This is a genomic window from Cupriavidus sp. 01L46 (genome assembly GCF_056399905.1).
The window spans coordinates 1-18,222 of the sequence record NZ_JBFTSF010000038.1 but is presented as its reverse complement, the minus strand read 5'-3'; the positions used below and the strand labels follow the sequence as shown (position 1 = coordinate 18,222).

General features: G+C 65.9%; 14 protein-coding genes and 1 pseudogene. 11 read left to right on the top strand and 4 right to left on the bottom strand.

All coding sequences use genetic code 11. The features are described 5' to 3' along the window. Positions 1-186 precede the first annotated feature (186 nt). The 4 genes from AC1DS3_RS09495 to bluB all read left to right on the top strand — a co-directional run bounded on the left by AC1DS3_RS09495 (position 187) and on the right by bluB (position 3,898). Positions 187-1,194: a Bug family tripartite tricarboxylate transporter substrate binding protein gene (locus AC1DS3_RS09495; RefSeq protein WP_441631535.1), complete on the top strand. Its 1,008-nt coding sequence runs from the start codon at positions 187-189 to the stop codon at positions 1,192-1,194. Between the two features lie 105 nt (positions 1,195-1,299). Then, the gene (gene metC, locus AC1DS3_RS09490) at positions 1,300-2,517 is read left to right on the top strand and encodes a cystathionine beta-lyase (RefSeq protein WP_441631533.1); all 1,218 of its coding nucleotides are present in this window, start codon (positions 1,300-1,302) and stop codon (positions 2,515-2,517) included. Between the two features lie 57 nt (positions 2,518-2,574). After that, the gene (locus AC1DS3_RS09485) at positions 2,575-3,099 is read left to right on the top strand and encodes a FitA-like ribbon-helix-helix domain-containing protein (RefSeq protein ID WP_477127075.1); all 525 of its coding nucleotides are present in this window, start codon (positions 2,575-2,577) and stop codon (positions 3,097-3,099) included. Between the two features lie 121 nt (positions 3,100-3,220). After that, positions 3,221-3,898, top strand: coding sequence for a 5,6-dimethylbenzimidazole synthase (bluB, locus tag AC1DS3_RS09480; protein WP_441631528.1), 678 nt, complete (start codon positions 3,221-3,223; stop codon positions 3,896-3,898). 20 nt (positions 3,899-3,918) lie between these two features. Here the strand turns inward: bluB and AC1DS3_RS09475 are convergent, their stop codons facing one another. After that, positions 3,919-4,389, bottom strand: coding sequence for an Lrp/AsnC family transcriptional regulator (locus AC1DS3_RS09475; protein WP_045240794.1), 471 nt, complete (start codon positions 4,387-4,389; stop codon positions 3,919-3,921). Positions 4,390-4,560: 171 nt separating this feature from the next. Here AC1DS3_RS09475 and AC1DS3_RS09470 point away from each other — a divergent pair, with 171 nt between their 5' ends. Next, positions 4,561-4,881 (top strand): hypothetical protein, encoded by a 321-nt coding sequence (locus tag AC1DS3_RS09470; protein ID WP_441631526.1) that lies wholly within the window; start codon positions 4,561-4,563, stop codon positions 4,879-4,881. Positions 4,882-4,935: 54 nt separating this feature from the next. On the opposite strand, the gene AC1DS3_RS09465 is transcribed toward AC1DS3_RS09470, so the two are convergent. Then, on the bottom strand, positions 4,936-5,649 hold the full coding sequence (locus AC1DS3_RS09465) for an NUDIX hydrolase (RefSeq protein ID WP_441631524.1): 714 nt from the start codon (positions 5,647-5,649) through the stop codon (positions 4,936-4,938). A gap of 173 nt (positions 5,650-5,822) precedes the next feature. Between AC1DS3_RS09465 and AC1DS3_RS09460 the strand changes: the two genes are divergently transcribed. Both AC1DS3_RS09460 and AC1DS3_RS09455 read left to right on the top strand, forming a co-directional pair. Further along, positions 5,823-6,854, top strand: a complete 1,032-nt coding sequence (locus AC1DS3_RS09460) for an SPFH domain-containing protein (RefSeq protein ID WP_477127074.1) — start codon at positions 5,823-5,825, stop codon at positions 6,852-6,854. A 90-nt stretch (positions 6,855-6,944) separates the two neighbouring features. Beyond that, positions 6,945-7,874, top strand: a complete 930-nt coding sequence (locus AC1DS3_RS09455) for a diacylglycerol kinase catalytic domain-containing protein (protein ID WP_441631522.1) — start codon at positions 6,945-6,947, stop codon at positions 7,872-7,874. Positions 7,875-7,883: 9 nt separating this feature from the next. Here AC1DS3_RS09455 and AC1DS3_RS09450 read toward each other — a convergent pair whose 3' ends face one another. After that, positions 7,884-8,807, bottom strand: a complete 924-nt coding sequence (locus tag AC1DS3_RS09450; RefSeq protein WP_441631520.1) for a LysR family transcriptional regulator — start codon at positions 8,805-8,807, stop codon at positions 7,884-7,886. Between the two features lie 145 nt (positions 8,808-8,952). On the opposite strand from AC1DS3_RS09450, the pseudogene metE reads away from it, so the two are divergent. Further along, positions 8,953-11,340, top strand: a pseudogene (metE, locus tag AC1DS3_RS09445) (5-methyltetrahydropteroyltriglutamate--homocysteine S-methyltransferase). A 275-nt stretch (positions 11,341-11,615) separates the two neighbouring features. Next, positions 11,616-13,727, top strand: a complete 2,112-nt coding sequence (locus AC1DS3_RS09440) for a TonB-dependent receptor family protein (RefSeq protein WP_441631518.1) — start codon at positions 11,616-11,618, stop codon at positions 13,725-13,727. A gap of 8 nt (positions 13,728-13,735) precedes the next feature. Here the strand turns inward: AC1DS3_RS09440 and AC1DS3_RS09435 are convergent, their stop codons facing one another. Next, on the bottom strand, positions 13,736-15,160 hold the full coding sequence (locus AC1DS3_RS09435) for a DUF1254 domain-containing protein (RefSeq protein WP_441631516.1): 1,425 nt from the start codon (positions 15,158-15,160) through the stop codon (positions 13,736-13,738). 731 nt (positions 15,161-15,891) lie between these two features. Between AC1DS3_RS09435 and AC1DS3_RS09430 the strand changes: the two genes are divergently transcribed. Together AC1DS3_RS09430 and AC1DS3_RS09425 are read left to right on the top strand one after the other, a co-directional pair. Continuing rightward, a complete protein-coding gene (locus AC1DS3_RS09430) occupies positions 15,892-16,647 on the top strand; it encodes a hypothetical protein (protein WP_441631514.1) in 756 nt (251 codons plus the stop codon). A gap of 132 nt (positions 16,648-16,779) precedes the next feature. Further along, on the top strand, positions 16,780-18,222 hold a 1,443-nt coding region (locus AC1DS3_RS09425), incomplete at its 3' end, for an MFS transporter (protein ID WP_477127073.1).

Sequence of the window (18,222 nt, the reverse complement as noted above, 5' to 3'; positions counted from 1 at the left end):
GAGTCGCGAGGCATTGATTCCCATCCGGCTCGACGGTGCAGCGCCAAGGGGACACCCCGGCATGCCGGGGACACAGGGGCAAGAGGCAAGTGGCAGCGACCGGTATGCCAGACCGGCCACCGGGCCCACGAAAAACCTGCCCAGCCCCCTTCGCTCTGACATCTCTCTACATCACAGGGGTTTTTCATGCCACGCATCCAGCAAGTCCTGACCCGCACCTTCGCCACCGCCGTCACCATCACCCTCGCCATGGCCGGCGCCCCCGGCAGCGCGCAACCACTCGCGCCGGTCGGCGGCTTTCCCTCGCAGCCGCTGCGCTTTGTCTCGCCGTTTCCCGCTGGCGGCGGCAACGATGCCGTCACGCGCATTGTCACCACGCGGCTCGGCGAAGTGCTGGGGCAGACCGCCGTCACCGACAACCGCGGTGGCGCCGGCGGCAATATCGGCACGCGCTTCGTGGCCGAGGCCAAGCCGGACGGCTACACCCTGCTGACCTCGCAGGTGTCGGTCATGGCGGTGAACCCGACGCTGTACAGCGCGCCTGGCTTCGACCCGATCAAGAACTTCACGCCGGTCACCCAAATCAATGCGGCTCCGCTGGCCATCGTGGTAGCGGCCAACGCGCCATGGCAGACCTTTGCCGAACTGGCCACGCAGGCCAAGGCCCAGCCGCAAAAGATCACCTTTGCCACGCCCGGCAACGGCACGCTCTCGCACCTGGTCGGCGTGGTGCTGGACAAGGATAGCGGCATCGCCCTGCAGCACGTGCCCTACAAGGGCGCCGGCCCGGCCATCAATGACCTGCTGGGCGGGCAGGTGAACGTGCTGATCACCTCGACCTCCTCGGTGGCAGGCTTTATCCAGGCCGGCCGCATGCGCGCACTGGCGGTCACCAGTCCGCGCCGCCTGGGCGTGTTCGCCAAGGTGCCGACGCTGGAGGAACTGGGCTATCGCAATGCCCGTTTCGAGGACTGGTACGGGGTGTTCGCCCCCGCCGGCACCTCGCCCGAGCGCGTCGCCTACCTGAACCGCGCCATCGTGCAGGTACTGCAGATGCCGGAGGTGGTGAAGCTGATCAACGAAGGCGGCAGCGACGTGGTGGGCAACAAGCCGGAGGCATTCGCCGCGCAGCTCAAGGGCGACATCGCGCGCTGGTCGCAGATCGTCAAGCTCTCCGGCGCCCGCGTGGACTGATCCGCTCGCAGCCGGTGCAGGCGGCATGGCTCTTGCTGCTGCCTGCCACCGCAAGTTGTCACACCAGCCGCGCCACCCTGGCGCGGCACCCCAACAGGCCAAGCCATGAAGCCCAGCATCCTTACCCACCTCGCGCATGCGGGCCGCGCCAGCGCCGTGGATGGCGGACAGCCCGTCAACCCGCCCGTGGTGCGCGCCAGCACCGTGTTGTTCGACTCGGTGGCGCAGATGCGCGAAATGCGCTCCCGGCGCGGCAGCGAACGCCTGTTTACCTACGGCGCACGCGGCAATCCCACGGCGTTTGCACTCGAAGACATGGTCACCGAGCTGGAAGGCGGCTACCGCACGCGCCTGTTCCCCAGCGGGCTGGCGGCCGCCGCGATGACGCTGCTGGCCTACCTGCGCCCCGGCCAGCACGTGCTGCTGCCCGATTGCGTGTATGAGCCGGTGCGCAAGCTGGCCGAAGGTTTCCTGGCGCAGCACGGCATCGCCGCCAGCTTCTACGCGGCCGATGGCCACGACCTGCAAGCCAGGCTGCGGCGCGAAACCCGGCTGGTATACGTAGAGGCACCCGGTTCGCTGGCCTATGAAATGTGTGACCTGCCAGCCATCGCCGACATCGCCCACCAGCACGGCGCGCTGGTGGCGGCTGATAACACCTGGGGCTCCGGCCTGCTGTACCAGCCCCTTGCGCTCGGCGCCGATATCTCCCTGATGGCCGCGACCAAATACCTGTCCGGGCATTCGGACGTGATGATGGGCACGGTCTGTACCGTTGAAGCCGCCTGGCCCGCACTCGCCGCGGTGGCCGACGCCTTCGGCATCAGCGTCAGCCCGGACGACGCCTACCTGGTCCAGCGCGGCATGCGCTCCCTCGGCGCGCGCCTGTCCCAGCACGAGCGCAGCGCGCTGACGGTCGCGCACTGGCTGCGCACCCGCCCCGAAGTGGCGGAGATCTTCTGCCCCGCCCTGCCCGGCGACCCCGGCCACGCGCTGTGGCAGCGCGACTGCCGCGGCACCAACGGCCTGCTGTCGTTCTCGCTGCGCGCCGCGGCACCGGACGCCGCCGAACGCTTCATCGACAGCCTTGCACTGTTCGGCATCGGCGCCTCCTGGGGAGGCTTCGAAAGCCTCGCCGTGGTCGCCGACATGCGCGGCGCGCGCAGCGTCACCGACTGGTCCAGGCGCGGCCAGGTGATCCGGCTGCATATCGGGCTGGAGGATGTGGATGACCTGCTAGCGGATCTGGCGCGGGGATTCGAGGTGATTGGCGGCGGCCGGGTTGCCGGGCGGGCGTTGGAGGCGCGCCTGGATACGGCGTAGTGAACCAATCTGCGTCCCGTGCTAGCATTGCATGCATTGCTAGCACAGGAGATTGACATGGCGACACTGACCATCCGTCATGTGGATGAGGAACTCAAGGCACGTTTGCGCATGGAGGCCGCGCAGCACGGCCACTCGATGGAAGAGGAAGTTCGCGCCATTCTGCGGCGTGCGCTGACCAATGTGCTATCCGAATTCATGCGAGGCCAGCCTGAGCCAGCGGTCATACGTTGGCTCGACCTGCACTCACAACATGAATACGCGATTACTGCGGTGACTGTTGCTGAACTTCTATATGGCATTGCCCGTTTGCCCGAAGGGCGCAGGAAAGGCGGGCTCCAGGAGGCGGCACTCCAAATGATCGAAGATGAATTCGCGGGCATGGTACTTCCATTCGACGAACATACGGCCCCCCATTACGCCGCAGTCGTAACTCAGCGGGAACGATCTGGACGGCCCGTCAGCATGGCAGATGCGCAAATTGCAGCTATTTGCCGTCACCACGGCGCCGTGCTTGCTACTCGCAACGGCAAGGACTTCGAAGGAATAGGCCTGAGCCTGGTGAATCCTTGGCTCGAGTAACGTCGAGCGTGTCAGCGCAAATACGCAGCGCTAAGTCCTGACCGTTTCCCTCGCAAGCCCACCTTGCGATCCGCCGCTTCGCACAGGCATACAATGCCGGCTTTTGCCCTTGCGCCCCGCGATGCCCCCACCCCTGACCGAAAGCCACTCCGCCGTTTTCTCGCCCGAGGAACAGGAGAGCTTCTATCGTCTCATCGCGTCGCGCCGCGACATGCGGCATTTCATTGCGGGCGCGTCGGTCGATGAAGCTGTCCTGATGCGCCTGCTGAGGGCTGCGCACAGCGCGCCTTCGGTGGGGCTGATGCAGCCGTGGCGCTTTATCCGCGTCGCCGATGCCGCCTTGCGCAAAGAGATCGCCGCGTTGGTCGAGGCCGAACGGCAGAAGACCGCCGTGGCGCTGGGCGAGCGCGATGGCGAGTTCCTACGGCTGAAAGTGGAAGGCGTGCGCGAGTGCGCCGAGCTGTTGGTGGTGGCAATGGCACCGGATGACGGCACCGTGTTTGGCCGGCGCACCATGCCGCGCGAGATGGCGCTGTGCTCGGCGGCCTGTGCCATTGAAAACCTCTGGCTGGCGGCGCGCGTGGAAAACCTTGGGCTGGGCTGGGTCTCGATGTTCGCGCCCGACGCGCTGGCTGCGCTATTGCGGTTGCCGCCGGGTGGCCAGCCTATCGCCATTCTCTGTCTCGGCCCCGTGCAAGCCTTCTACCCCGCGCCAATGCTGGAGCTGGAAGGCTGGCGCCAGGGCCGCCCGCTCGCGGACCTGATGTCCACGGACACCTGGGACCGCCCGGACGCCTGAGGCCCCATCCATCGGGCCACTCAAGGCGCCACTGACGGTTCCCGTTTCATGCAGCGCAGCACGAAGGTGGAATGGCTGTGCCGCAAGCCCGGTAGCTTGTAGAGCTTGTGGCGCAGGAATTCCTCGTACCCTTCCGTGCCCGCCACCGCCACCTTGATCAGGTAATCGTATTCGCCGGTGAGCAGGTACGCTTCCATCACTTCCGGCAATTCGGCCAGCGCTTCGCCGAAGCGATCCAGCATGTCGTCGTCATGCCGGTCCAGCGTGACCTCGATCAGCACGGTGTCGGGCAGGCCGAGCGCCTTCTGGTTCAGCAGGGCCGCATAGCCCTCGATCACACCGCTTTCTTCCAAAGCGCGCACGCGGTTCCAGCACGGCGTGGGCGACAAGCCGACCTGCTCGGCCAGCTTGAGGTTGGAGAGCCTGCCGTCGCGCCGCAGCGCGCGCAGGATGCGGCGGTCGGTTTCGTCCAGTTTTGGGGAGGTTGCCATGTCTTCTGCCGATGATAAGGAAGGAATCACCCATAACTCTATCATCAACAGTTAATTCATCTCCAAATTGATCAGAACTGGAGGCAATAAAGAAGCCCATTCTGAGGTGGCGCTGGTAAATTTGTCGCATGCCTTCCCGGCCACAAACCCCAACAAACTGCCGCCGATACCATGTCAACCTTGAACCTCGCCCTGCGGCTGGACCGCACTGACCTCTTCGGCGCCGTCGAATGGACGCTGGCCAACGCCCGCCGCACCGGCCTGCACCTGATCGACCTGTGCTTCGGGCAAGCGGCCGCGCCCTACCAGCTCACGTTGTCGGTCGGAGCGGAAGATGCGGACCGGCTGGATCTGTTCGTCAGGCGGCTGGAAAACGGCGTGGACGTGCTGGAGGTCTTCGAGATTGCGGCGCCGGGCGAGCGCGCTGCCGAGGCGCCGGCGCACGTCGAGGCATGGCGTGACGCGGTGGAACCTTCGCTGGCATTGGCCTAGGCCGTCGCCAAAGAACGGGTCCCGGTACGCAGTCCGGCACCGCGCCCACCGGATTCAGCGCTGCTCGAAGCTGCGCGTGAAGTAGACCAGGCCGGCCTGCTCGCGCAAGCGGTACAAGGAGGCCGGGCGGCGCCCGGTCTCTTTTTGGGCGCCCAGGTCTTCCAGCAAGTCCGCGGCGAGCATGCGGGTGCGGAAGGCCTTTTTTTCGAGAGGGCGGCCCAGCACGATCTCGTAGACATGCTGCAGTTCGCCTAACGTGAACGCGGCCGGCAGCAAATGCGCGGGCAGCGACGTGTACTCGGTCTTGCCCCGCACGCGCCCGAGCGCCGCGCTTAGCAGCGTGGCGTGATCAAAGGCTAGCGGCATCCCCACGCCATCACCCTCCACCGGCGCCCAGCGCAGGTCGGCGGCGTTGCCGCCTTTCTGCAAGGCCAGCGTGTCATCCGCCAGCAAGGCAACGTAGACATGGGTGGTGGACCATCCGCGCGGATCGCGCGTGGCGCTGCCCCAACTGCCTACCTGTTCCAGATAGGGACTATTGACCCCGGTCTTCTCCGCCAGCTTGCGCAACGCGCAGCCCTGTAGATCCTGGTCCCGTTCGATATCGACAAAGCCGCCCGGCAAGGCCCATTGCCCGGGAAATGGCTCACCGGACTGTTCCGGCCGCTGCACGAGCAGAACCTGCAGCGCCCCCGCACGGATCGTCAGGATGACCACGTCGACGGTGGTCAAGGGGCGCGGGAATGCGGCGGTGGTGGGTTTAGTCATAGGGCGGGCGTTCCTGGAAGGAGGTGGTTTGAGCGGTTCGAGCGGTTCAAGCCATTCACGCCGGATTATAGATTGACAAGTGTCTCAGCCACACTTATATTAGTGGCACAGACACACTTAATGCCAGGCGCCCAGCACGGGCGAATCCAACAACACCACCGGAAAGGACCACCATGTTCGGCATCCGATTCATCAAGGCAGATCCCACCACCTATCTGATGCAGATGAAGAGCGGCAAGATCATCCGCGAAGGCAGCGGCCAGTCGTTCTACTACTACGCGCCCACCACATCCCTCGTTGCGGTGCCCGTGGGCAGCCAGATCCTGCCGTATATCTTCGAGCTGATCACGACCGACTTCCAGTCCGTCACCGTGCAAGGCAACCTCTCCTACCGCATCACCGAGCCGCGCAAGACGGCCGCCATGCTCAATTTCGCGCTCAAGCCGGACGGCCGCAACTACATCTCCGAGGATCCGCAGAACCTGCGCACCCGCGTCGAGGGCGTGGTGGAGGTACTGGTGCAGCAGGCCGTGAGCGCCGAAACGCTGCGCTCCGCGCTGCAGGCGTCCGACCGCATGGCCCGCCAGGTCGAAGGCGCGCTCAAGGCGCATCCGGACCTGCTGGCCCTCGGCCTGGAAATCCTGTCGTTCTCGATGGTGGCCGTCAAGCCGCGCGCCGAAACCGCGCGGGCGCTGGAAGCCGAGGTCCGCGAGCAGATCCTGAAGGCCGCCGACGACGCCATCTACGCCCGCCGCAATGCCGCGGTGGAAAACGAACGCGCCATCAAGGAGAGCGAGCTCGACACCGAAGTCGCGGTGGAGCTCAAGCAGCGCACGATCCGCGAAACCCAGATGGAAGCCGAAGCCGCGGTGCAGAAGAAGCAGGCGGAACTGGAGGCCAGCACCATGGAGGCGCAGATCACGCTGGAAGCGCGCCGCAAGGAGTTCGTGGGCCTGGAGGCCGACAACACACGCACCACCGCCGAGGCCGAGGCACACCGCCTGGGCGCCGTGATGCAGGCCTTGCAGGGCGCCGACGCGCGCATCGTGCAGGCGCTGGCCGCATCGGGCATGGCGCCGGGCCAGTTGATCGCGCAGGCCTTCGGCGGGATTGCCGACAAGGCCGAGAAGATCGGGCAGCTGAATATGTCGCCGGAACTGCTTCAGTCGCTGCTGGCACCGCAGAGCAGCGGCCGCGCAAAATAACCGAAGATCAGCGCAGCTTCAAGATGCTTCAAGACGCTTCAAGACGCTTTAAGCGGTATTAAGTAGTTAAGAGAAAAAGGAGCCAAAACAATGAGCGCAAGCGCCGATCGCAAGGTAGTGCTGGTGACGCGCAAAACACGGCTGGAAGAGTTGCTGGCGCGCTACCACTCGCTGGCGCAGGCACGCTTCTACCTGGAACACCTCGGCGCGGACATCACCGATTACCAGCGTGAGCACGACACCTATCTTGCTGCGCGCGAACAGGTGGCCGCCGTGCTGTCGCGCTACCTGCGCCGGCAGGTGGTGGACCGCCAGTTCCTGCCCAACTTCCTGTTCGGCCCGGAGGACATCGTGGTGGCCCTGGGCCAGGACGGCCTGGTTGCCAACACCATGAAATACCTGAATGGCCAGCCGCTGATCGGCGTGAACCCGGATCCGGCGCGCCACGACGGCGTGCTGCTGCCATTCAAGGTGGGCGACCTGGCGCGTGTGCTGGCCGAAGCCATGCAGGACCGCCGCCCCGCGCGCCCGGTCACCATGGCGCGCGCCGAACTGTCGGACCAGCAGGTGCTGTACGCGGTCAACGACTTCTTTATCGGGCCGCGCAGCCACACCTCGGCGCGCTACGAGATCCAGCTCGGCGCGCGCAGCGAGGTGCAGTCGTCGAGCGGCGTCATTGTCTCCACGGGACTTGGCTCCACTGCCTGGCTCAAGAGCATCGTCACCGGCGCGCGCGCCATTGCGCAGCCAGACGGTGGCGCCGACGTAGCCTATCAACCCTTGCCATGGGATACCGACCGGCTGGTGTTTGCGGTGCGCGAGCCCTTTCCGAGCCGCGCCAGCCAGGCCACATTGGTTTATGGCAACGTGCCGCGCGGCGAGCAGATCGTGCTGCGCTCGCTGATGCCGGAAACTGGCGTGATCTTCAGCGACGGCATCGAAGCCGATTTCCTGCAATTCAACGCGGGCACCGAGGCCCGCATCGGCGTGGCCGAGCGCAGCGGGCAGCTCGTGCAGTAGGGCCGCCCCTTATTCGCCCTCCGGCAGCAGTTCGATCCCATCCAGCTCGGCCGCGCAGGTATCGCGCACGATGGAGACAAAGTCGCGCACATAGGGGCGCTGCGCGAGCGGCGCCGGCGTGGTGGCATAGAGCTCGCTCCACAAACCCTTGGCGCCGATGCGCTTGGCCAGCACGTAATCGTGGTCGACGTAGTTCTTCACGCCCCAGTTGGGCAGCGCGGCCACGCCGCGGCGGCTGGCCACCAGCTGCAGCACGGCCACCGTCAGCTCGGCGGTGCGCCGCTGCAGCTTGATGCCGGCGGGCTCCAGCACTTCGCGGATCAGGTCGATGCGCTGCTCCGGCACCGGATAGGTGATCAGCGTTTCGCCGTCCAGGTCGACCGCCTCGATCCGGCGCTTGTTGCGCAGCCGGTGCTCGTTGGCGATCACCGCGAGGATCTCGAAGCGGAACAGCGGCGCCACCGCCAGGCCGCGCTTGGCCGGCGGCATCGAGCCGATCACCATGTCCGTGCGGCCCTCGGCCAGCAGCGCCAGGGGATCGGCGTGGAAGCCCGCCACCAGGTCCACCTCCACCTCCGGCCAGCGCCGGCGGAATTCGTCCATCACGGGCATCAGCCAGTCAAAGCAGGTATGGCACTCCAGCACGATGCGCAGCTCGCCGCGCGTGTCGCCCTTGAGCCGGGCCAGGTCGCGCTCGGCCGTGCTGATGGCCGCCAGCGTCTCGCGCGCCAGCGCCAGCAGCCGGTCGCCGGCCGGCGTGAAGCGCAGGCCCTGGCGGGTGCGGTCGAACAGCGGCAGGCCGTAGTGCGCCTCGATGCCTTTGATCTGATGGGACAGCGCCGACTGGCTGACGTGCACGCGCTCCGCGGCCGTGGCGAGCTTGCCGGATTCGGCAATCGCTACCAACGAGCGCAGGTGCCTGACTTCGATCACGGTTTGCTCCTGGAATGTGAAACATGGCGCCGGGATGGCGTGATATGAAATTGACTCATACGTTGATTAAATCTTATCGCTTGATTCATTTTACGCTGGATTCCACACTGTGCGCCATCGTCACATTCCCAATACCGAGCACTGCATGGCACGCACTCATATCGCTGGATTTCCGCGCATCGGCGCCCAGCGCGAACTGAAATTCGCCCAGGAGGCGTTCTGGCGCGGCGAAACGGACGAGGCCAGCCTGCGCCAGGTAGCGGCCGGCCTGCGCCAGCGCCACTGGCAGTCGCAGGCGCAAGCCGGACTGGACGGCGTGGCGGTGGGCGACTTCGCCTACTACGACCAGGTGCTGGGCCTGAGCGCCTTGCTCGGCGCCCTGCCCACGCGTTTCGGCTTCGACCCGACGCAGCTGAGCCTGGCCCAGTACTTCGAGCTGGCCCGTGGCAACAAGGCCCAGCCCGCCATGGAAATGACCAAGTGGTTCGATACCAACTACCACTACCTGGTCCCGGAACTCGGCCCCGATACCCATTTCGACGGCGGCGTGGACTGGTTCTTCGATGAAGTGGAAGAAGCGCTGGCGCTGGGGCTCAAGACCAAGCCGGTGCTGATCGGGCCGGTCACCTACCTGTGGCTGTCCAAGACCCACGTGGACTGATTCGACCGCCTGAGCCTGCTGCCCAGCCTGGTCGCCGCCTATGGCCGCATCCTGGCCCGCCTGCGCGAACGTGGCATCGAATGGGTGCAGATCGACGAGCCCGCGCTGTGCCTGGACCTGGAGCCGGCATGGCTCGATGCCTATGACAGCGCCTACGCCGAACTGGCCAGGTCCGGCGTCAAGCTGCTGCTGGCTACCTACTTCGACAGCGCCGCCGACCACGCCGCGCGCGCCGCCGCCCTGCCGGTGCAAGGCTTCCACATCGACCTGGTCCGCGCGCCGCAGCAGCTCGACGCCTGGCGCAAGGTGCTGCCGGCCGGCGCGGTGCTGTCCGCCGGCGTCATCGACGGCCGCAACATCTGGCGCACCGACCTACGCCGCGCGCTGGCCGCGCTGGCACCGCTGCATGCCGAACTGGGCGAGCGCCTGTGGGTCGCGCCGTCCTGCTCGCTGCTGCACGTACCGGTCTCGCTAGAGGCCGAGCGCAAGCTCGATGCGGAAATCAAGACCTGGCTGGCCTTCGCCACCGAGAAGCTGGCCGAGGTCAGCGTGCTGGCCCGCGCCTTGAACGAAGGCGAGGCAGCGGTCGCCGCCGAGCTGGCCGCCGCCGATGCCGCGCTGGCCTCGCGCCGCAGCTCGCGCCGCGTGGTTAACCTGCAGGTGCAGGCACGCGTCGCGGCAGTCACCGCTGCCATGGCGGAGCGCAAGAGCCCGTTCCAGACCCGCATCGAACACCAGCGCGCCGCGCTGCAGCTGCCGGCACTGCCGACCACCACCATCGGCTCCTTCCCGCAGACACCGGCGATCCGCCAGACCCGTGCCGCCTACCGCCGCGGCGACATCGGCGCGCTGGATTACCTGCAGCGCATCCGCGGAGAAATCGAGACCGCCGTGCGCAAGCAGGAAGCGCTCGGCCTGGACGTGCTGGTGCACGGTGAAGCCGAGCGCAACGACATGGTCGAGTATTTCGGTGAGCAGCTGTGCGGTTACACCTTCACCGAAAACGGCTGGGTGCAAAGCTATGGCTCGCGCTGCGTCAAGCCGCCGGTGATCTACGGCGATGTGTACCGCCCCGAGCCGATGACGGTGGAAACCACGCGCTATGCGCAATCGCTCACCGACCGTCCGATGAAGGGCATGCTCACCGGCCCCGTCACCATGCTGCAATGGTCCTTCGTGCGCGACGACCAGCCGCGCGCCACCACCACGCTGCAACTCGCGCTGGCGATCCGCGACGAGGTCTCGGACCTGGAACAAGCCGGCATCCGCATCATCCAGATCGACGAGCCCGCGCTGCGCGAAGGCTTGCCGCTGCGCAAGGGTGACTGGGCCGCGTACCTGGACTGGGCCGTGCATGCGTTCAAGATCTCGGCCGCCTCGGTGGCGGACGAAACGCAGATCCACACCCATATGTGCTACGCCGAGTTCAACGACATCCTGCCCGCCATTGCCGCGCTGGACGCCGACGTGATCACCATCGAAATCTCGCGCTCCGCCATGGAGCTGCTCGAAGGCTTCGGCGAGTTCGACTACCCCAACGAGATCGGACCGGGCGTGTACGACATCCACTCGCCGCGCGTGCCTAGCGTGCAAGCCATCACGCACCTGCTGGAACGCGCCTGCGAGGTCATTCCGCCGCAACGGCTGTGGGTCAATCCGGACTGTGGGCTGAAGACGCGCGCCTGGCCCGAAACCGAAGCCGCGCTGGCCAATATGGTCGCCGCCGCGCGCAGCCTGCGCGAGCAGATCGGCAAGGACAGCGCGACCAAGTGGCAGCGCGCCACCCGCCGCACCGGGCTGGGCGTGCACGCCGCAAACCATGGCGCCGCGCACGCAGCGGGTTGCGCCGATTGCGCTAGCCAGGCGGCCTGATCCGCGCCCTGCCAGGTCCGATCAAGCGCCACCAAGCCTTACCAAGCCAACGGGCCGGCATGCATCGCATGCCGGCCCGTTGGCCGTCTTGCGTTCCCTTGCACGCAAAGCGGCAAAACGCCGCACCGCGACGGGCAGACTGCCCCCGGGTGCACGTTGCGGCAATGTGTCACATAGCGTACACCAGGCTTCCCTCCGTATCGTACGCGGCTATCCAAGCACGGTTAAAAGGAAAAGGCGCGGCCCAAAGCAGGCCTGGCGCCACAAGGGAAATCATGAAACGAGCCAGACACTGGAAGCAGCGCGCCGCCGCCCTGCCCGCCGCCGCCTTCACCACATTCACCACCGCCGCGCTCGCACAGGCTGGCGCGCCCGCCACACCCGATGCAACTGTCACGTTGCCTGTGGCGACCGTTACGGCCAAGGCCCCAGGCTCGCTCACCGCGCCGAACGTGCAGCAGCAACAACAGGCACTGGACCAGACGGCCGGCTCGGTCGGCTTTGTCGACGCCGCGTCCTACGGCGACACCTACGCCAGCAACCTGCGCGACGTGCTCAAGGATGCGCCCGGCGTGTATGTGCAGGAGCGCTACGGCCAGGAACTGCGCCTGTCGATCCGCGGCTCGGGCATTGCGCGCGGCTATCACGCGCGTGGCCTGGATCTCCTGCAAGATGGCGTCCCCACCAACTTTGCCGACGGCAGCGGCGACTACTACCAGATCGACCCGCTCGGCCTGAACGCGGCCGAAATCTACAAGGGCGGCAACGGGCTGGCTTACGGTACCACCACGCTGGGCGGTGCGATCAACTTCACCACGCCCACCGCGCTCACCGCCGATGCGCCCAACCAGGTGCGCGTCGATGGCGGCAGCTTCGGCACGGCGCGCGCCAGCGGCCAGGTCTCGCGCCAGATCGGCGCCTTCGACTTTCTCGCCAGCCTGAGCGTCAACCACTCGGACGGGTTCCGTGCGCACGAGCGCGGCCAGTACGAGCAGTTCAACGCCAACTTCGGCTATCGGTTCAACCCGGCGGTGGAAACCCGTTTCTATGTGGGCGCCTATATCGTCGACCAGCAATTGCCCGGCGCGCTGTCGCTCACCGATGCGCTGAACAATCCGAAGAAGGCCGCGCCGGCCGCGCTGTCCGGCGACCAGGCGCGCAACACGCGCACCGAGCGCGTGGCCAATGTCACCACCGTCAAGCTAGACAGCGGCCAGCTCGATTTCAGCACCTGGGTCATTCACAAGAGCCTGTACCACCCGATCTTCCAGGTCATCGACCAGGACTACTGGACCTATGGCTTCGCGCCGCGCTACACCGGCACGCAGACCATCGGCGGCCTGCGCAACCAGCTCATCGTCGGCGCGCGCTTCTTCGGCGGCAACAACGATGCGCGCCAGTACGTCAACAACGCCGGCAACCGCGGCGGGCAGACGCTCAACGCCGCGCAGGATGCGTACAACTACGAGGCCTATCTCGAAGACCGCCTTTACGTGACCCCCACCATCGCGCTGATGGCCGGTGCCAAGGCCTACCGCAATGTCCGCCGCTATCAGGACTACGGCGGCCTGCCGGCCAATCCCACGGCCAAGTCCGATAGCGCCACCTACAGCGGCGTGAACCCGAAATTCGGCGTGCTGTGGGAGCCTGCGCCTGACGTGCAGGCGTTTGCCGACATCACGCGCAGCGCGGACGTACCCGACTTTACCGACCTGAGCCAGACCATGGCCACCACCACCCGCTTTGTGCCGCTGAGCGCGCAGCGCGGCTGGACGCTGGAGCTGGGCACGCGGGGCAAGCGCGAACGTTACTCCTGGGACGTGACGGCCTACCGCTCGCTGGTGCGCGACCAGTTGCTGCAATACACCACCAACCCGAACATCCCGGCCGCGACCTTCAACGCCAACCGCACCACGCTGCAAGGCGTGGAGCTCGGCGTCTCCGGCGACGTGCTGCAGAACCTGTTCGGCTCCGGCGACAAGCTCACGCTGTCGCAACTGTGGAATTACAGCGACTTCCGCTTCGACAACGATCCGCAGTACGGCAACAACCGCATCGCCGGCGTACCCGAGCACGTGCTGCGCACCACCGTTGCCTACAGCCGCGCGGCCGGGCTGCGCGTTGCCGGGACCATCGACTGGGTGCCGGGCGGCGCCTATGTCGACTACGCCAACACGCTGCGCACGCCTGGCTACGTGCTATTTGGCCTGCAGGCCAGCTACGCATTCCAGCGCGGCGTGACGGTGTTCCTGGATGCGCGCAATCTCGGCAACAAGCGCTATGTGAGCGACTTCAGCACCGTGGCCGACGCGCGGACAGCCAACACCGCAGTGTTCTATCCCGGTTCGGGCCGCGCGCTTTATGCTGGCATCAAATACAAGTTCTGAGCCCGCCTTCACTCCACCCGCATCACCGGCGGCGCGCTCCAGGTGCCGTCCAGCATCACCTGCCGGGGCCAATACACCCGCATCATCAGGTTGAAGCCATCAGGCGGCGCCGGCAGCCAGTTGGCCACCCGCTTGCCCGCCGGGCGCGCATTCTGGATATAGATATCGAGCGAGCCGTCCCGGTTGTACCGCAGCCGGTCACGGTCCCCGATGGCATAGCGGTTGAGCGGATTGGCGACAAACGCCTGCTTGTCGTTATAGAGCGTCAGTGACCAGAAGGCCGTGCCCGGCGGCATCTGGCCTTTGTTGAAATGCATGACGTAGCGGTTTGCCCCGTTCAACGGCTTGCCGCCGGCGTCGACCCGCGTGCTGGGATACAACGCATCCGCCGGCAGGTTGGCGCCAAGCCCAACCCGCGCCACCAGCGCGCGCTTGCCATAGGCCGTGCCGTAGTCGCCGAGATCCCGGTGCACGATCCATTTGCCATCCCCTTCGCCACTGCCGCGCTTGGCCATGGCCACGATGCCCGCCAGGGCGGTGGTGGCGCCCTCCTGCACCGCGCGGGCCGTCGATGGCTCCAGCGCGGTCACGGAGAAGGGCTTGCCCGGAACGATCCCGAGCTTCTTGATCGATTCCACCATGGCCGCATCGGCCGCGGCCGGAGGATTGGCCGGCAGCAATTCGGCGAAGCGGGTGAAGAATGCCTGCGCGTCCATTGCCGCCACCTGCTCAACGGGCGGCGTTTCCATATCCACGGGAACCGCTTCGGGCAGCATCGCATCGGCGGGCTTGGGCCGCGCCTTGCCGCCACGCTGCAAGGCGGAGAGCGGCGCCAGGCGATATTGGTCCTGCAAGCGGCGGACCGCTGCGTAATCCTGCTTGCCATTGGTTTGAGTACGGCCGATCAGCCACACCATCTCGGTCGGCGAGCGGATTTCCGTGACGCCTGGCGGCAAGGTGCCATTCCACATCGGCCCCGTGACAGCGTAGACCGCTTTTCTGGTGCCCGCGGTGCGCTTGCCCGGCGACGCGAAGACGTTGGTCCAGGCGTCCATCAGCGGCATCAGGTAATAACGCCCGTGCGTGTCGGGCAGCGCGAGGATCACCGGGCCGCCCGACAAATCCAGCCATGCCGTCGAATAGAGCGTATCGGCATTCGGGCTGACCACGTCGGTGAAGGTGGCGTCCGGGAAACTGCGCTTATGCGAGAAGGTATTGGCCGGCACGCGGGCACTCATGACCTCACGCGTGACATCCATCAGCACCAGCGGATAGGCATAGACAAAAATCTGGGCAGATAAAGCCTTGACCGCATCATCGGATGGCGGCGAAGCTGGCTGCGGCACCGCGGAAGTTTGCGGGCCCGCGGCGCAGGCAGACAACAGCAGACCGAGCGCAAGCGCGCTCGCAATTCGGCGTAGCGAAATAATCATGACCCCGGTTCCTCGTCGGAATGGCTACCTTCCATGGGCTTTTCGCCGACGAACGGGCGACATCGCTGCACAGAGGCGCGTCTATTTTCCCGAGCGATGATGTTCCCGGCAACCGGAGTTGTCAATTGCGCAACGGTAAACAGTGAGGGCAAACGCACCATTGCCCACCAACGCCCACCAACGCTTACCCCGCGCAATGCATTTGACTGGAAGCTGATGGACCGGCGCTATCTCTCATTACTGCTTCGATTACCTTGATGGTTATCTTGCCGATAAGAGCCGCCTGATGAAATTAATATGGCCAAGCCCCTGGAATCCATTATTGGCCCAACACATTCAGCCTGGATGGCTGCCCGGTAAAACCGGAGCCCGAGCGTGTTTGACTGCAGCGCCCCGCCCGAACTCTCGGCACCAAAGAAGTGCAATTCAAGCCACAAAAACAAAGCGACTCGGATTGTGCCGTCTGGCGGATCCGAAAGTAGTTTTGTCCGTTCGGTAACGCTCGGAAGCCGTAGATTCATAACACCGGACATGGGACCGCCCGCGTTTTCTTCCCTGGCAACGCTAATCGATGCCAGCGGCTGCCTGCGCAAGATCATCAGGAGGAAGGCCGGCAACGCGAGCCGCGCCTCGTCCGGTAGCGGCGGGCCATTTGTGGCCGGCCGCAACATGTCGCCCCCTTCCCGGCCCTTGCACTGGGCGGAACGGGGCGGGAAGCGGAGCAACATGCGATGCATGACTACGACATCGACGCGGAGCCGCCCGGGCTCCAGGTATTCGAAGGCGTCGTGACTCGACATCTGCTCGACGAGATCAATGCGACAATCGACGCCAGCCGGCAAACGTGGCGGCCCGCAGATGGCCGCCGCGCCACGCAGGCAGCCGTGCAATTTGCAGACATGCTGCGCCAAAACGAGGGCTTTCAGCTGGCGGAACGGCAGGCCTGCGAGATCTCAAGGCGATGGGCGCGCAAGGCCGGCTGGGAACTCAACGGCGAGCCGCCACTGTGCGTACTGCGCTGTGTCAATAGCGGCTTGCCCGCCCAGAGCCACTTGCGGCATTACGACTCCCATATCCTGACGCTGCTGATTCCGCTGCAAGAGGCGCAGGCCACCCAGGAAAACGGGGACCTGATCATCTACCGGCGCCAGCGCCGTGCGGTGACGGCCTTGTCGAATATCGTTGCGAAGATCCGGCTGATCCTGTTGCGCAACCTGCCGTTCGTCATCCGCCGCGCGCAGACCTTCCGCCATCTTGCCAAGCACCAGTGCGACCGCATCGCCTGTTTGCCGGGCAATGTCTATGCGTTCAACGGCTTCGTCACCCTGCACGCCAACCTGCATGCCGAGGCGGGCGAGCGCCGTTCCTTGATCGTCCACTATTACGATCCCGGCCTGACCGCCGGGCTCAGCACGGTGCCGCGCGCGTGGCGCGCGTTGCGCGACCGGCTGCTTGACGCGTTCCAGCACACCAGGCCGCGGGCCTGAAGCCACGTCCTCCTGTCATCCCCCATCGGTTCCGCTTGGGCGCCCGGATCATTTCGCCGATACTGGGTAAGCGGGTCGTCGCCCCGGCGGCGCCAGGCTGCGAATTGCATCTACGCGATCGATGGGACCGTCATGGCAACTGGCAGTGCGATGCTGGCCAAGCACCCCGACCTGTCGGCTGCGCAGGTTTATCTCTTCGCCTTTACCCTGGGCTGCACCACCGGCGTGGACTTCGTGGCGTCGTCCATGATGGGCGTCGCGGGCACCCATATCCGGGGTGGCATTCACGCCTCGCCTGAGGATTTTCTCTGGAGCCTCACCTCCTATGCCGCCGCTGCCACCGTCGCCAATCTGGTGCTGCGGCGCATCGCGCAGGACATCAGCTATCGCGGATTCACGCTGCTCGGCCTGCTCATCGCCACCGTGGGCGCCGCGCTTTGCGCTGTCTGCAATACACCGCTCGAACTGAGCCTGGCGCGCGCGGTACAGGGTCTTGGGGCGGGTGGCCTGTTCACCGCGTCGCGCATCATCATCCAGCTGGTCGCCGCCCGTGAAGAGCGCCGGCCCCTCTTCCTGGGCTTCAACGCCGGCGGCATGGGCCTGGCGGCACTGGCCCCATGGATTTCCGCGGTGCTGGTGGAGGATGCGAGCTGGCGGATGATCTTCGTGGTCCAGGCCGCGATGTCGGTCGCGGCGATATTGCTGGTGCTGGTCTCGTATCCGCGCCGGCTCGCGGCCTCGCTGGCACCGTGGGAGGTAGACGTCGGCGGCATGGATTGGGTGACCGTGATCTTGCTGGGCACGGGCGCGCTGGTGCTGCTACACGGGCTGGGCGACCTGCGATTCTACGAGCTGGCGAACTCGCCGTCGGTAGCGATCACCCCGATCGTCGGGCTGTTGCTCATGGCTAGCGTCTTCATCCACCAGCATCGCCACCCCGATCCCTGGCTCAACCCCAAGCTGCTGTTCGGCCGCCGCTACCTGGTCGGGCTGGGCTTCTATACCTTGTATTACTTCCTCAACGGGCTCTGGGGCTATGTGGTACCTACCACGCTGCAGTCCGGGCTGGGCTTTACCTTCCAGACCGCCGGCAAGGTGCTCACCATCACTGGACTGATCGGCTTCGCGGGCCTTTGCGTCTTTACCTATGCCGGCGCCCGCTTGACGGGGCAACGCCGCTACATCGCGCTGGGGTATTGCATGTTTGCCGGCGCGGCCTGGATGCTGAGCCAGCGGATGATGCCGGGGGCTTCCATGGCCGTCCTGCTGCCGGCCCTGACCCTGCAAAGCCTGACCACGCCCTTCATCCTGGCATTGGTGGCGGGGCTGACCTATGCGGAATTCAGCGTCGAGGATTTTGCCCACGCCTATCAGTTCAAGAACATCGTGCGCCAGATCGCAACGGCCGGCGGCACGGGCGTGGCAAGCCTGTGGCTCCAGTATGGCGAGGCCATGGCACGCACGCAGCTGGTAGCGCGGATTACGCCCTTCGACCTGCCCGATGGTTATGACGCCGCCACGCTGGTACGCTGGTCGGCGCTGATCGACCAACAGGCGCAGCTGATTGCAGTGAGC

What these genes read in the sequence shown, in the direction of transcription:
- AC1DS3_RS09455 (WP_441631522.1), top strand. Translation starts at nt 6,945, where the DNA reads ATGAGCGCAAGCGCCGATCGCAAGGTAGTGCTGGTGACGCGCAAAACA.
- AC1DS3_RS09495 (WP_441631535.1), top strand. Translation starts at nt 187, where the DNA reads ATGCCACGCATCCAGCAAGTCCTGACCCGCACCTTCGCCACCGCCGTC.
- metC (WP_441631533.1), top strand. Translation starts at nt 1,300, where the DNA reads ATGAAGCCCAGCATCCTTACCCACCTCGCGCATGCGGGCCGCGCCAGC.
- AC1DS3_RS09475 (WP_045240794.1), bottom strand. Translation starts at nt 4,389, where the DNA reads ATGGCAACCTCCCCAAAACTGGACGAAACCGACCGCCGCATCCTGCGC.
- AC1DS3_RS09465 (WP_441631524.1), bottom strand. Translation starts at nt 5,649, where the DNA reads ATGACTAAACCCACCACCGCCGCATTCCCGCGCCCCTTGACCACCGTC.
- AC1DS3_RS09440 (WP_441631518.1), top strand. Translation starts at nt 11,616, where the DNA reads ATGAAACGAGCCAGACACTGGAAGCAGCGCGCCGCCGCCCTGCCCGCC.
- bluB (WP_441631528.1), top strand. Translation starts at nt 3,221, where the DNA reads ATGCCCCCACCCCTGACCGAAAGCCACTCCGCCGTTTTCTCGCCCGAG.
- AC1DS3_RS09460 (WP_477127074.1), top strand. Translation starts at nt 5,823, where the DNA reads ATGTTCGGCATCCGATTCATCAAGGCAGATCCCACCACCTATCTGATG.
- AC1DS3_RS09470 (WP_441631526.1), top strand. Translation starts at nt 4,561, where the DNA reads ATGTCAACCTTGAACCTCGCCCTGCGGCTGGACCGCACTGACCTCTTC.
- AC1DS3_RS09485 (WP_477127075.1), top strand. Translation starts at nt 2,575, where the DNA reads ATGGCGACACTGACCATCCGTCATGTGGATGAGGAACTCAAGGCACGT.
- AC1DS3_RS09435 (WP_441631516.1), bottom strand. Translation starts at nt 15,160, where the DNA reads ATGATTATTTCGCTACGCCGAATTGCGAGCGCGCTTGCGCTCGGTCTG.
- AC1DS3_RS09430 (WP_441631514.1), top strand. Translation starts at nt 15,892, where the DNA reads ATGCATGACTACGACATCGACGCGGAGCCGCCCGGGCTCCAGGTATTC.